Below are 12949 nucleotides of genomic sequence, written 5' to 3' on the forward strand. Positions count from 1 at the left end.
CCCCCCCCCCCCCCCCCCCCCCCCCCCCCCCCCCCCCCCCCCCCCCCCCTCTTTTAGATGTGTATAAGAGACAGGGCCTGTGGCGCGCGCGCCTGCTGCTGGACGCCGCGGGCCGGCCGCGCGCCGAGGCCTTCGCGCTGGCGCCCACGCCGCAGCCGGTGCGGCTGCAACTCGCCGGGCGCGCCTTCGCGCAGGCGCAGAGCGAATTCGTGCGCCACAAGACCACGCGCCGCGCCCACTACGCCGTCTTCGCACCCACCGCGCCGGGCGTCTTCGACACCCTGCTCTGGAACGAGGCCGGCGAGATCACCGAATGCACCTTCGGCAACGTCGCCGCGCTGCTGGACGGCCGCTGGATCACCCCGCCGCTGGCCTGCGGCCTGCTGCCCGGCATCGGCCGCGCCGTGGCGCTGCGCGAGGGCCGCATGACCGAGGCCGTGCTGCGCGTCACCGACGTGCCGCGCGTGCAGGGCTGGGCCTTCGTCAACAGCCTGCGCGGGTGGCTGCAGGCGCAGTGCGGGTGACAATCCCCGTTCTGCGAAAGAAAAGGAAACGGTCATGCTGACGCGCCTGCAAATAGATGGCTTCAAGACTTTCGAGGATCTTGACATCAGCTTCAGCCCATTCACGGTCATCCTGGGCAGCAATGCTGCGGGCAAGAGCAACCTGTTCGATGCCATCAAGCTGCTGTCGAATCTGGCGACCAAGGATGTCAACGAAGCGTTGAAGGACATGCGCGGCGAACCGCTGGAGCTTTTCCGGCAGGTTCCCTCGGGCGGCCGGGCCAAGCAGATTTTCCTGGCCGCAGAGGTGATCGTGGATCGCCTGGTGCGCGACCCTTGGGGCAGCGAGGTCAGTCTCTCTCACACTCGAATGCGCTATGAGGTGACGTTGGAGCGGCGCGCGGTCAAGAACGGGCTGGAGCGCGTGCAGGTGGCCAGTGAGGCGGTCTATCCCATCAAGAGCAAGGATGACCGGTGGGTCAAGGCGCAGAAGCCCACCCGATCGTTCAAGGATGCCTACCTCAAATACAACCGCCAGAATCCCTGGCTGACGACCGAGACGCTGCCCGAAGGCCTGTCGTTCAGCATCCACCAGGATGGCAAGCAGGGGCGCAACCGCCCAGCGAGTGCGGCGGAAGCGACGGTGCTCTACAGCATCACGAATGCGGAGTTTCCGCATCTGTTCGCCCTGCGCGAGGAAATGCGCCATTGGCGTCTGCTGCAACTCGATCCTGCACTGCTGCGCAAACCCGTGCCGGCAACGGCGTCCGACGTGCTCGACGTGGACGGCGCCAATCTGGCCGCCGTGCTGGCGCGCCTGAAGGCAGAGACGGCGACGGCCGAGCGCCCGAACGGCGTGCTGAGCGACATCGTCGGCGAACTCGCCAGCCTGATTCCTGGCGTCGTCCAGCTCGATGCCGGATTGCACGACGCCAGCCGCGAATACCGGATCGAGCTGACCATGCGCGACGGGCTGCCCTATTCGTCGCGCGTGATCTCCGATGGCACCCTGCGTGTGCTGGCCTTGCTGACGCTGCTGAACGACCCTAAACACCGGGGCCTGATCTGTTTCGAGGAACCTGAGAACGGAGTGCATCCGGGACGCGTGAGGCAACTCGTGCGCAGCTTGAATGAAATGGTGTCGACGCCGGCAAATTTCGAGGCAGTGGAGGGGCCGGCTGCGCCGCTGTGCCAGCTATTGCTGAACAGCCATTCGCCCGTGGTGCTTTCCGCACTGCTGGAGGCCGGCGAAGACCGTCAAGCGCTCGATGCCGAAATCCTCTTCGCCGACACGGCCACCGTCAGCGATCCCGCCCGCAAGGAACTGCGGCGCAAGACGCGGCTGCGTCCGGTGGTGGACCCACGCTCCCGAGTGCAGGCCGATCTCTTTGACGCAGCCCACGTGCCACAGGGGCATGTCTCCAGGCTGGAGGTGGACAAGGTCCTTGGAACCGTGGTCGCGGAAGGCTAGACCATGCACTACCTGGGACTGGCGCTGTATGCCGAAGGCCGCACCGACCAACGTTTTCTGGGCCCGATATTGCGGCGGCTGTGCGGGCAGGTGTGCGCAGAGTCGCCACGCCCCGTGGAAATCAATGACGAAATCCTGATGCTGTCGGATACGCAAGAGTCAAAAACTGAGCGCAGGGCTGAGCGCGTTCTTTCTGCCGCACGCCATGCGCAAGGTGCATGGTCGCTCTTGTTCGTACATGCCGATGCGGATGGTGATGCGATCAAGGCCAGGCAAGAGCGTGTGCAGCCCGCGCTCGACAGGCTGCGCGGGGCGTTTGATCAGCGCGTCTGCCAGAGCGTCGCGGTCATCCCGGTGCAAACCACCGAATCGTGGCTCGTCTGCGATGGCGCTGCTTTGCGGCAGGCCTTGGGCACGACGCTGGATGACAAGGCCTTGGGCCTGCCGGCTTCGGCCAAGGCTGCCGAAAGGCTGGCTGACCCCAAGGCTTGCCTGGAGGCCGCCTTCAGAGCAAGCCATGCAGGTGGACGACGCAGGCCGCTTGCGACCGTGCATGCAAGACTGGGCGCGTTGGGTGAGCAGGTGGCGCTGCATCGTCTGCGCCAGCTGGTGGCATTCCAAGGCTTGGAATCCGAGTTGAGGCAGGCATTGCAGGCCATGGGCGTGCTCGATCCGACATAGTGCGCTCGTCGCTTCCTGCAACAGCAGGCCGGAGGATCGGAGCTTGCTGCAAACCGAGCGCACCAGCCTCACACCGACGCGCCCTGTACCGGGATGTGGGCGCGCTCTTCCTGGATGCGGTTGGCCGCGTCGACGAACACCAGGCGGGGGGTGAAGCCCGCCACGCGCTCCTCGGCCACCTGGGCGAAGGCCGCGATGATCAGCAGGTCGCCCACGGCGGCGCGGCGTGCCGCCGAGCCATTGACCGAGATGATGCCGCTGCCGCGCTCGCCGCGGATGGCGTAGGTGACGAAGCGCTCGCCGTTGTTGATGTTCCAGATGTGCACCTGCTCGTTCTCGGCCAGGTTGGCGGCGTCGAGCAGGTCCTGGTCGATGGCGCAGGAGCCTTCGTAATGCAGTTCGCAATCGGTGACGGTGGCGCGGTGGATCTTGGATTTGAGCAGGGTGCGGTACATCGGGCTTGCCTCTCTTGGTGATGGAATCAGTCAGTCGGCCGCGGGCAGCATTTCCTTGACGTAGGACGGGCGGTCCATGTCGACGATCTCCACGCTCAGCGCCACCTGCAGCCCCGCGGGCCGCGGCAGCTGCCGCCGCAGCACGCCGGCCACCAGGTGCGACAGCTCGCGCTTGGCCTCCGGCGTGCGCCCCGAGAGCAGGGCCAGCCGGGCGTGCACGAAGGCGCGCGCATTGGGCGCCGTGCCGACCTGGAACGTGTCATGCACCACCAGGCGCGACTTCAGGTCGGATTCGTCCGCGATCTCGGGGTGGGCGGTGACCGCTTCGTTCAGCGCGCGCAGCAGTTCCCGCTCGGGCAGGCCGGCGAGGTTGCGGGAGTATTCGACGGTCAGATGGGGCATGGCACTCTTCTCCTGAATGGAATTGGGTTGGGGCTACAGGTCCAGCGCGCAGCCGTCGCCGACCGAGTCGCGCCAGACGCGTACCTGCGACAGCGGCGGCTGCAGGTCCTGCAGCGAGCGGGCGATGAACAGGCACAGGTTCTCCAGCGTGGGCGTGCCCAGGCCGGGGACTTCGTCCAGCAGATGGTGGTCCAGCCGCTCGCGCAGCGCGGCCAGCCGCAGGCGCAGATGGCCCAGGTCGATCACCATGCCGCTGTCAGGATGGCGCGGGCCGCTGACGGCGATCTCCGCGTAGTAGGTGTGGCCGTGGATGCGGCGGCTGCCTTCGACTTCGATCTCGCGCTCCAGCGTGTGGGCGGCGTCGAAGAAGAAACGTTGGCGGACGGTGAACTGCATGGGGGAGGACGCTGGGGCACAGCGATGCGGCGCGCGCATCGCTGCTGAAAACGGATGAACCCGCCGGGAAGGCGCGCCATTGTCGGCGCCGCTGGCAGGTCACGAACGGTGCTGAGCATAAAGCCCTCTTCGCCTTCGCGCCGGCCCCGCCCACAGAGCTTGCGACTTCGGCTGTGCAAGCTCATGAAGGTATGATTTACATTTAATACTTTTTCTAACTTCTTGTTGCAGAGATGAACCCAAGCCGTCTATTGGTTGTTCTCATACCAGCGTTTCTTGCGGGGTGCGCAGTCCCGAGCACTCCCCAGCAACCGGTGGAGCCCCCGGTTTCACGTACACAGCAGATCGATGCGCAGAAGCTGGCTTTGCAGCCGGCGGCGAAGGCGCTCAAGCGCAAGGTCGCCATTGGCCGCTTCTCCAACGAGACACGCTATGGCCGCACGCTGCAGACGGATGCCAGTCTCGATCCCCTGGGCAAGCAGGCCTCCGACATGCTGTCCAGCCGGCTCGTGTCCTCCCAGAAGTTCCTGGTGTTCGAGCGTCCTGACATCAGCAAGATCCAGGCAGAGCAGGCGATTCTGAAGGATGGCGGCCTCGTTGGGGTGGATGCACTTCTGTTGGGCTCCGTCACGGAGTTCGGGCGCAGCACCTCGGGACAATCCGGCTTTCTGAGCGCGACGAAAGTGCAGACCGCGCGGGCAAAAGTGGAGATTCGCCTGGTCGACCCCAAGACCGGACTGGCCTTCTTCGCCGCCACTGGCACCGGAGAGGCGAGCACCGAGTCCGGGTCCGTAGCCGGTTTCGGCAGCAAGGCCGACTATGACGGATCACTGAACGACCGTGCCATTGCCGCGGCCATCTCCGACGTGCAGAACGCGCTGATCAGCAAGTTGGAGGAGCGTCCCTGGCGTACCGACATCCTGCGTGTGGCCGGCAAGCAGATCTTCATCTCGGGCGGAACCAAACAGGGGCTGAAGGTCGGGGACAACCTGGCCATCCTGCGCCAGGGTGAAACCGTGAAGAGCGCCCAGACCGGCTTTGCCATCACGCTGCCGGCCACGCCCGTGGGCAAAGCGAGGGTCGTGAGCCTGTTCGGCGACAGCGAAAGCAATGAAGGCGCAGTGGCGGAGGTCACCTCAGGTGCCGTGAGCGCCGCGGATCTGTCTTCCGTATTCATCAGCGAGTGGAAGGAGTGAGCGCCATGCGACGCATAGCCCTGTTCATGATGGCCGCCGTGTTGACGGCCTGTGCCATGCCAGAGACGAGCGTCAGGACGGGTTCTCCCCGCCCCGCAATTTTCGTCAAAGGCGCGCCCGAGGGTGCCACCTTGTTTGTAGACGGCCTGGCCATGGGTGCCGCCAGCCAGTTCAACGGCACGCCTCAGACCTTGCGGGTGGAGGAAGGCGTGCACCTGGTCGAGGTGCGCAGCGGCAATGCCGTGCTGCATTCCGAAAAGTTGTTTGTCAGCAATGGCGAATCCCGTGGCGTGACCGTCTCCGGGGGGGCTCGGTGATGCGAAGCTGTACCTGGGCATTGGGCCTTGCGGCGCTGCTGCTGACCGGCTGTGCCGCGCAGCAGAAGTACCACTGGGGCAGCTATGAGGGGGCCATGTATTCGTACTACAAGGACCCGGCCAAGGCCAGCGAGTTTGCCGCCTCGCTGCAGCAGACCATTGCCGCGGCGGAACAAGCCAAGCGCATCGTTCCGCCCGGGGTCTATGCCGAATATGGATTCCTGCTGCTGCAGCAGGGCAAATCGAAAGAGAGCATGGAGTACTTCGCCAAGGAGAAGGCGACGTGGCCTGAATCCACCGTGTTGATGGACACCATGACCAAGACCGCCGGGAAAACCGCCAATGCACAGGCCAGTACACAGTGAAAACGATATCTAGACTCCTGCGGGCTTCATTCCTGCTCAGTGCCGCACTGGCACTCGTTGGCTGCGCGGCTACCGCGCCTCCCAAGAAAACGGACTACACCCAGTTGCGGACGGAGAATCCCCGCTCCATTCTGGTGGTGCCCACAGTCAATCGAAGCGTGGAAGTCAATGCGCCCGACTACTTCCTTTCGACCATCGTGCGACCCATCGCGGAACGGGGTTACTACGTTTTCCCAGTCCATCTCGTCAAGTCGGTGATGGAGGAAGACGGCCTCAACGATGCGAACATGGTGCATGAAGGCGATCCCGCGCGATTGGGTCAAATCTTCGGCGCGGATTCCATCATGTACATCTCGATCGAGCGATGGGATGCGCAGTACATCGTCCTGTCAACCACCGTGACGGTCGAGCTCTCGTACGCACTCAAGAGCACCAAGTCCGGCGAAACCCTGTGGAGCAACAAGCAGAAGCTGGTCTATCAGCCGCAGAACAACCAGAGCGGAGGAGTCGCCGGGCTTATCGCCGCGGCAATCGTCGCGGCGGTCGAGAGGGTTGCGCCCAACTACATTCCCTTGGCGCAGCAGGCCAATGCCATCGCGGTATTTGGCAAGGGCACGGGCCTGCCGTCAGGGCCGTATGACCCGCTCTACCTGAAAGACCAGGCCGACTTCTAACGAATGCCGGTGAGCTTGTGCGTCTGCAGGCTCAGCCGCCAGGCCGGGCGCTGCATGCAGGTGGCGATGCAATGCGCGATGTTCGCGGCCTGCGCGGGGCCGTCCATGGGCTGCAGGAAGCGGTGGGTGAAGTCGGTGCCGGCCTCCAGCGCGTCCAGGTCGAAGCCCGGCTGCGGCCAGACCAGCTTCAGTTCCTGGCCGCGCTTCTGCACCCAGGGCGCGCCGGCCTTGGGGCTGATGCAGAGCCAGTCGATGCCCTTGGGCGCGGCCAGCGTGCCGTTGCTTTCCACGGCGATGCGAAAGCCCTCGGCATGCAGCGCATCGACCAGCGCGGCGTCGACCTGCAGCAGCGGCTCGCCGCCGGTCAGCACGACCAGGCGGTGCGCTCGGTCGCGCCGCGGCCATTGCGCGGCGATCCGCGCCGCCAGTGCGGCGGCGTCGGTGAACTTGCCGCCCAGCGTGCCGTCGGTGCCGACGAAGTCGGTATCGCAGAAGCGGCAGATGGCGCTGGCGCGGTCTTCCTCGCGGCCGCTCCAGAGGTTGCAGCCGGCAAAGCGGCAGAACACCGCGGGCATGCCGGCCTGGCCGCCTTCGCCCTGCAGGGTGTAGAAGATTTCCTTGACGCTGTAGGCCATGGCGGTCAGGGCGTGAGAACGGTGGGCACGGCCGTGTCGGCCGTGGCTGGATGGTCGCGGCTGAAGTGCAGGCCGCGGCTTTCGCGCCGCGCCTGGGCCGAGCGCACGATCAGCCCGGCCACCTGCACCAGGTTGCGCAGCTCCAGCAGGTCGCGGCTGACATGGAAGTGGGCATAGAACTCGTCGATCTCGGCCTGCAGCAGCGCGATGCGGTGCGCGGCGCGCTCCAGCCGCTTGTCGGTGCGCACGATGCCCACGTAGTCCCACATGAAGCGGCGCAGTTCGTCCCAGTTGTGCGAGATGACCACGGCCTCGTCGGCGTCGGTCACGCGGCTGTCGTCCCAGGGGCGCAACGCGGGCGGGGCCGCAGCGGGCGCCGCATCGATGGCGGCGGCGGCCGCGCGGGCGAACACCATGCATTCGAGCAGCGAATTGCTGGCCAGCCGGTTGGCGCCGTGCAGGCCGGTGCAGGCGGTCTCGCCGATGGCGTAGAGGCCGGCCAGGCCGGTGCGGCCGTCCAGGTCGGTCTGCACGCCGCCGCAGGTGTAGTGGGCGGCCGGCACCACGGGGATCGGCTGCCTGGTGATGTCGATGCCCAGCGCCGCGCAGCGCGCCAGGATGGTCGGAAAGTGCTCGTGCAGGAAGGCCGGGCTCTGGTGCGAGATGTCGAGGTGGACGCAGTCCAGGCCGTGCTTCTTCATCTCGAAGTCGATGGCGCGGGCGACGACGTCGCGCGGCGCCAGCTCGGCGCGCGGGTCGTGCCGGGGCATGAAGCGGGTGCCGTCGGGCAGCTTCAGTTGCCCGCCTTCGCCGCGCAGCGCCTCGCTGATCAGGAAGGACTTGGCCTGCGGGTGGTGCAGGCAGGTCGGGTGGAACTGCATGAATTCCATGTTGGCCACGCGGCAGCCGGCACGCCAGGCCGCGGCAATGCCGTCGCCGGTGGCGCTGTCGGGGTTGCTGGTGTAGAGGTAGACCTTGCCGGCGCCGCCGGTGGCCAGCACGACCTGGCCGGCGCCGAAGGTGGCGACCCGGTCGCGGGCGGTGTCGAGCGCATGCAGGCCGACGCAGCGGCGGCCGCACCCGGTGGTGGTCTCGGTGACCAGGTCCACCAGCACATGGCCTTCGAGCAGGGTGATGCCGGGCGTGGCGCGCACCCGCTCGATCAGGGTGCGCTGCACGGCCGCGCCGGTGGCGTCGGCGGCATGCACGATGCGGCGCTGGCTGTGGCCGCCCTCGCGCGTGAGGTGCAGCGCGCCGTCTTCGCGCGTGAAGGGCACGCCCAGCGCCTCCAGCCAGGCGATGGCAGCGGGTGCCTGCCCGACCACGAAGCGCGCCGCGGCCGCGTCGCACAAGCCGGCGCCGGCGACCAGCGTGTCCTGCAGGTGCTGCTCCACGCTGTCGCCCTCGGCCAGCACGGCGGCGATGCCGCCCTGCGCCCACTGGCTGGCGCCGTCGGCGAGCGCGCCCTTGGTCAGCACCGCGACGCGGTGGCGCGGGGCCAGGTGGAGCGCGGCGGACAGGCCGGCGAGGCCGCTGCCGACGATCAGGACGTCGAAATGGGTGGTGCTCATGCTCGCGGGGGGCCGGCTGCTGTGCCGCGGCCGGTTTTCATGCCGGGGTGAATGCCAGGCGCACGTAGATCGGCGCGAACGCCTCGGCCTGGGTGATTTCGATCAGGGTTTCCTTGGCCAGTTCCAGCAGCGCGATGAAGGTGACGACCAGCACGGTGGCGCCCTTTTCGGGCTGGAACAGTTCCTCGAACTCGACGAAGCGCCGGCCCTGCAGCGTCTTGAGCACCATGCTCATGTATTCCCGCACGCTGAGTTCCTCGCGCGTGATCTTGTGGTGCTGCACCAGCTTGGCGCGCTTGAGGATGTCGCGCCAGGCGGCCTGCAGGTCGGCCAGCTCCACGTCGGGGAAGCGCGGCTGCAGGCTCTGCTCGATGTAGACCTGGGCCTTGAGGAAGTCGCGGCCGAGCTGCGGCATTTCGTTCAGGCGCGCGGCCGAGAGCTTCATCTGCTCGTACTCGAGCAGGCGGCGCACCAGCTCGGCGCGCGGGTCTTCCGGCTCCTCGCCCTCGGCCGCCTTCTTGGGCGGCAGCAGCATGCGCGACTTGATCTCGATCAGCATCGCCGCCATCAGCAGGTACTCGGCCGCCAGCTCCAGGTTGCGGCTGCGGATCTCGTCCACGTAGGAGAGGTACTGCCGCGTCAGCCCGGCCATCGGAATGTCGAGGATGTTGAAGTTCTGCTTGCGGATCAGGTAGAGCAGCAGGTCCAGCGGGCCTTCGAAAGCCTCAAGGAACACCTCCAGCGCGTCGGGGGGGATGTACAGGTCGGTCGGCAGCGCGAACAGCGGCTCGCCATAGAGGCGGGCCAGCGCCACCTGGTCCACCACGTCCGGCAGGCTGCCCGCGGCGGGGGCGGCGTCGAGGGCCGCATCGGCCTGCGCGTCGGAAGACATCGGGTGGGTGCTATAGAAAATGTAGCTAAAAACCCAGGTGCTACCTGGGCTATAGCTGCTTTTTCTTCAAAATCAGCCGGCGTCGGTCTGGTAGACGTAGGGTTTCTGCGGCACGTCGCCGGCGCGGAATTCGCGCGAGGCGCTGCGGTCCACGTTCTTGTCCCACAGCAGGGCCCGGCCGGCGCGCTGTTCGGCCTCCAGCGTCGGCCTCTGCTGCTTGAGCTGCTGGATGAACTGCGTGGCGTCGGAGGTGTAGTGCGGGCGGTTGAAGAAGGACATGGCAGGCTGCTATCGTGGAACCCTCGATTTTACCGGGGATGGGATATGAAGGCGGTCTGGCGAGGCGGGGCGCAGGCGGCACATGCGGCGCTTCTGGCCCTGGTGCTCTGGCTGGCCGGCTGCGACGGCGATCGCATCCGGGCGCTGGAGGAGGGCGTTTCCACCGAAGCCGACGTGCGCCGCGCCTTCGGCGAGCCCGAGCGCATCTGGCCCGAGGCCGACGGCGCGCGCACCTTCGAATACAACCGCCAGCCCGCCGGGCAGCGCAACTACATGATCACCATCGGCCCCGACGGCCGCATGAGCGCCCTGCGCCAGGTGCTCACGCCCGCCAACTTCGCCGCGATCCAGCCCGGCATGGCGGCCGACGAGGTGCGGCGGCGGCTCGGCCGGCCCATGAAGGACACGCCTTTCGCCCGCATCGGCGAGACGGTGTGGGACTGGCGCTACCTGGAGCCGCCCAACACCCCGATGGTGTTCAGTGCCACCTTCGGGCCCGACGGCCGGGTGCTGCGCACCGGCAGCACGCTCGACCCGCAGTCGGAGGCCCAGCGCGGCGGCTGAGCATTTACACCAGGTCACAAGAGGCCCGGGCGGCTCTTCTTATAAACATGGGTCCGGGCCGAAGATCCCCGGCCCTCCTGCTTCAACTCAAAGGAACTGCGCCATGTCCATCATCGGAACCCTGATCGTCGGCCTCATCGTCGGGCTGATCGCACGCGCGATCAAACCGGGTGATGACAGCATGGGCTGGATCATGACGATCATCCTGGGCATCGCGGGATCGTTCATCGCCGGCTATGTCGGCCAGGCCATGGGCTGGTATGCCGTGGGCCAGCCGGCCGGCTGGATCGCGTCGGTCGTCGGCGCGATCGTGCTGCTGGTGATCTACGGAATGGTCCGGCGCCGTAGCTGAGGCTGCGCGGCCGCGGCAGGCCGTGGCGCGCGTCATCCCGCCAATCCCGCCAGAATCGCCTCGCGGTCCTGGTCCAGCCGTGGCGGCTGCCGCAGCACCTGCGTGCGGTGCCCGCCCACGTGCACCGGGTTGCCTGCCACCGTGAGCGGCCGGCCGCTGTGCGTGCGCACCTGCACCAGCATCTCTCGCGCCCGCACCTGCGGGTCTTTCACCACCGCGGCCACGTCGTTGTAGCCGCCGGTGGGAATGTTGTGCTGCATCAGCAGTGCCTGCCAGTGCGCGCAGGTCGCCGATGCCAGGCGCTGTTCCAGCAACTGTTTCAGCGCCTCGTGGTGCTGGCAGCGCGCCGGGTTGGTGGAAAAGCGCGGGTCGTCCTGCAGCGCCGGCAGCTCCAGCACCGTGCACAGGCGCTGGAACAGCGCGTCGTTGCCTGCTGCGATCACGAACCAGCCGTCGGCAGCGCGGAACAAGTCGAAGGGGGTGATCGACGGATGCCGCGAGCCGATCGGCCCCGGCGCGCGGCCGTCGGCCTCCATGCGCGAGATCGCGTTCTCGAGCAGCGCGACCTGGCAGTCGAGCATCGCCACGTCGACCCGGTCGCCCAGTCCGGTGCGCCCGCGCTGCAGCAGCGCGGCCTGCGTGCCGATGGCCGCGTACAGGCCGGCGCCCAGGTCGCCGATCGACACGCCCACGCGCGTCGGCGGCGCGCCGGGGTGGCCGGTCAGGCTCATGATGCCGCCCATCGCCTGCACCACCATGTCGTAGGCGGGGCGCCTGCTGTACGGCCCGGTCTGCCCGAAGCCCGAGACCGAGGTGAACACCAGCCGCGGAAAGCGCGCATGCAGCGTCGGCCAGTCGTAGCCCAGCTTCTCCATGGTGCCGGGGCGGAAGTTCTCCACCAGCACATCGGCCTTGGCCAGCAAGGATTCGAAGACCGCCCGGTCGGCCGGCGCCTTCAGGTCCAGCGCGATCGACTCCTTGTTGCGGTTGACCGACATGAAGTAGGCCGAGTCGCCCTCGACGAAGGGGCCGATCTGCCGCGCATCGTCGCCCAGGCCCGGCTGCTCCACCTTGATGACGCGCGCGCCCAGGTCGGCGAGCAGCAGCGTGCAGTACGGGCCGGCGAGCACGCGGGTCAGGTCGATGACGGTGAAGCCCTGCAGCGGGCCGCTCGTTGGCATGCCCGGCGTCATTCGAGGGTGGCGCCCGAGCGCTGGGTAAGTTCCTTCGATTTCGCACCTTCGGCCGCGGCCCAACTGCGGAATTCGGCCAGCGACTGCGACGGTGCCGATTCGTTGCCCGACTTCTCCAGCCGCGCCTTGACCTCCGGGTCGTTCAGCGCCGCCACGCTGGCGTCGAACAGCTTCTGCGCCACCTCCGGCGGCACGCCGGCCGGCGCGAACAGGCCGAACCAGAAGGTGTAGTCGTAGCCCTTCACGGCCTCGCCGATGCTCGGCAGGTCGGGAAACAGCGGCGAGCGCTGGCCCGAGGTGACGGCCAGCACGCGCAGCTTCTGCCCCTGGGCCATCGGCAGCACCGAGGGTGGCGTGCCGAAGGTGAGCTGCACGTCGCCCGCGGCGACGGCCTGGATCGACGGGGCGCCGCCCTTGTAGGGCACGTGCAGCATGCTCACGCCGGCGGCCTTTTCGAACGACAGCGCCGCAAGGTGGGTGACCACGCCGGTGCCCGAGGACGAATAGGTCAGCCTGCCTGGGTTCTGCCGCGCCTGGGCGATCAGGTCCTGCACGGTCCGGGCGCTCATGTCCTTGTGGACCGCGAGCAGCATCGGCGCCGAACTCCAGCGCGAGATCGGCACGAAGCTCCTGGCGCCGTCGTACTTCACGGCCTTGTAGAGCAACTGGTCGCTGCCGTAGAGGTTGCCGCTGCCCAGCAGCAGCGTGTAGCCGTCGGGCGCCGCGCGCGCCACGAAGTCCGATCCGATGGTGGTGCCGGCGCCCGGCCTGTTGTCGATGACGATCGGCTGCCCGAGCAGCCTGGCCATCTTGTCGCTCACGATGCGCGCCACCGTGTCGGCCCCGCCGCCGGCGGGGAAACCCACCACCAGCGTGATCGGCCGCGTCGGGTAGCTGTCCGCCACGGCGCAGGCCGAGGCGAGCAGCGCCGCGGCGGCGAATGAAAGGGCGCGAAGTTCTTTCTTCATGTCTTTGTCTCCTGTTGCTTGTGGGGAGTCCAGGG

At 67.5% G+C, this 12949-nt stretch carries 18 protein-coding genes; 9 read left to right on the forward strand and 9 right to left on the reverse strand.

The features are described 5' to 3' along the window. The 3 genes from JHD63_RS04845 to JHD63_RS04855 form a co-directional block, all read left to right on the forward strand. Positions 1–524: aminotransferase class IV (locus JHD63_RS04845; protein ID WP_198969613.1), on the forward strand; the 524-nt coding region annotated here is incomplete at its 5' end. Positions 525–558: 34 nt separating this feature from the next. Further along, complete coding sequence (locus JHD63_RS04850; protein ID WP_198969614.1) at positions 559–1974, forward strand: AAA family ATPase; 1416 nt, start codon at positions 559–561, stop codon at positions 1972–1974. Between the two features lie 3 nt (positions 1975–1977). Then, positions 1978–2655, forward strand: a complete 678-nt coding sequence (locus JHD63_RS04855) for a DUF4276 family protein (RefSeq protein WP_198969615.1) — start codon at positions 1978–1980, stop codon at positions 2653–2655. 68 nt (positions 2656–2723) lie between these two features. Here JHD63_RS04855 and panD read toward each other — a convergent pair whose 3' ends face one another. Genes panD through JHD63_RS04870 form a run of 3 tightly spaced genes read right to left on the reverse strand, consistent with a single transcriptional unit; the run spans position 2724 to position 3908 of the window. Then, positions 2724–3110, reverse strand: a complete 387-nt coding sequence (panD, locus tag JHD63_RS04860; RefSeq protein ID WP_198969616.1) for an aspartate 1-decarboxylase — start codon at positions 3108–3110, stop codon at positions 2724–2726. A gap of 30 nt (positions 3111–3140) precedes the next feature. Then, the gene (locus JHD63_RS04865; protein WP_198969617.1) at positions 3141–3512 is read right to left on the reverse strand and encodes a 5-carboxymethyl-2-hydroxymuconate Delta-isomerase; all 372 of its coding nucleotides are present in this window, start codon (positions 3510–3512) and stop codon (positions 3141–3143) included. A 33-nt stretch (positions 3513–3545) separates the two neighbouring features. Beyond that, positions 3546–3908: a 6-carboxytetrahydropterin synthase gene (locus JHD63_RS04870; protein WP_198969618.1), complete on the reverse strand. Its 363-nt coding sequence runs from the start codon at positions 3906–3908 to the stop codon at positions 3546–3548. 314 nt (positions 3909–4222) lie between these two features. Between JHD63_RS04870 and JHD63_RS04875 the strand changes: the two genes are divergently transcribed. Genes JHD63_RS04875 through JHD63_RS04890 form a run of 4 tightly spaced genes read left to right on the forward strand, consistent with a single transcriptional unit; the run spans position 4223 to position 6460 of the window. Next, positions 4223–5104: a CsgG/HfaB family protein gene (locus JHD63_RS04875; protein ID WP_370590392.1), complete on the forward strand. Its 882-nt coding sequence runs from the start codon at positions 4223–4225 to the stop codon at positions 5102–5104. Positions 5105–5109: 5 nt separating this feature from the next. Next, positions 5110–5421 carry a hypothetical protein gene (locus JHD63_RS04880; RefSeq protein WP_198969620.1) on the forward strand — a complete coding sequence of 104 codons (312 nt, stop codon included), beginning with the start codon at positions 5110–5112 and terminating at the stop codon, positions 5419–5421. Continuing rightward, the gene (locus tag JHD63_RS04885; protein WP_198969621.1) at positions 5421–5786 is read left to right on the forward strand and encodes a DUF4810 domain-containing protein; all 366 of its coding nucleotides are present in this window, start codon (positions 5421–5423) and stop codon (positions 5784–5786) included. The genes JHD63_RS04880 and JHD63_RS04885 overlap by 1 nt, the downstream gene beginning before the upstream one ends. Then, the gene (locus JHD63_RS04890; RefSeq protein ID WP_370590393.1) at positions 5783–6460 is read left to right on the forward strand and encodes a DUF799 domain-containing protein; all 678 of its coding nucleotides are present in this window, start codon (positions 5783–5785) and stop codon (positions 6458–6460) included. The genes JHD63_RS04885 and JHD63_RS04890 overlap by 4 nt, the downstream gene beginning before the upstream one ends. Here the strand turns inward: JHD63_RS04890 and queE are convergent. From queE to JHD63_RS04910, 4 genes are all read right to left on the reverse strand, one after another. Continuing rightward, positions 6457–7095 carry a 7-carboxy-7-deazaguanine synthase gene (gene queE / locus JHD63_RS04895; RefSeq protein WP_198969622.1) on the reverse strand — a complete coding sequence of 213 codons (639 nt, stop codon included), beginning with the start codon at positions 7093–7095 and terminating at the stop codon, positions 6457–6459. The two genes, JHD63_RS04890 and queE, sit on opposite strands and share 4 nt — an antisense overlap. Positions 7096–7100: 5 nt before the next feature. Continuing rightward, positions 7101–8666, reverse strand: a complete 1566-nt coding sequence (gene nadB, locus JHD63_RS04900) for an L-aspartate oxidase (protein ID WP_198969623.1) — start codon at positions 8664–8666, stop codon at positions 7101–7103. A gap of 37 nt (positions 8667–8703) precedes the next feature. Continuing rightward, positions 8704–9558, reverse strand: a complete 855-nt coding sequence (locus JHD63_RS04905; RefSeq protein WP_198969624.1) for a segregation and condensation protein A — start codon at positions 9556–9558, stop codon at positions 8704–8706. Positions 9559–9630: 72 nt separating this feature from the next. Then, positions 9631–9837, reverse strand: a complete 207-nt coding sequence (locus tag JHD63_RS04910; RefSeq protein ID WP_198969625.1) for a DUF3460 family protein — start codon at positions 9835–9837, stop codon at positions 9631–9633. Positions 9838–9882: 45 nt separating this feature from the next. On the opposite strand from JHD63_RS04910, the gene JHD63_RS04915 reads away from it, so the two are divergent. Both JHD63_RS04915 and JHD63_RS04920 read left to right on the forward strand, forming a co-directional pair. Beyond that, entirely contained in the window at positions 9883–10401 is a 519-nt protein-coding gene (locus tag JHD63_RS04915; RefSeq protein WP_198969626.1) for an outer membrane protein assembly factor BamE, read from the forward strand. Positions 10402–10504: 103 nt separating this feature from the next. Beyond that, positions 10505–10753 carry a GlsB/YeaQ/YmgE family stress response membrane protein gene (locus JHD63_RS04920; protein ID WP_198969627.1) on the forward strand — a complete coding sequence of 83 codons (249 nt, stop codon included), beginning with the start codon at positions 10505–10507 and terminating at the stop codon, positions 10751–10753. A 32-nt stretch (positions 10754–10785) separates the two neighbouring features. Here the strand turns inward: JHD63_RS04920 and JHD63_RS04925 are convergent, their stop codons facing one another. After that, complete coding sequence (locus JHD63_RS04925; protein WP_198969628.1) at positions 10786–11934, reverse strand: CaiB/BaiF CoA transferase family protein; 1149 nt, start codon at positions 11932–11934, stop codon at positions 10786–10788. A gap of 8 nt (positions 11935–11942) precedes the next feature. Next, entirely contained in the window at positions 11943–12914 is a 972-nt protein-coding gene (locus JHD63_RS04930) for a Bug family tripartite tricarboxylate transporter substrate binding protein (protein ID WP_198969629.1), read from the reverse strand. Between the last annotated feature and the right edge of the window lie 35 nt (positions 12915–12949).

Source organism: Xylophilus sp. ASV27 (genome assembly GCF_016428875.1).
Lineage (GTDB): Bacteria > Pseudomonadota > Gammaproteobacteria > Burkholderiales > Burkholderiaceae_C > Xylophilus.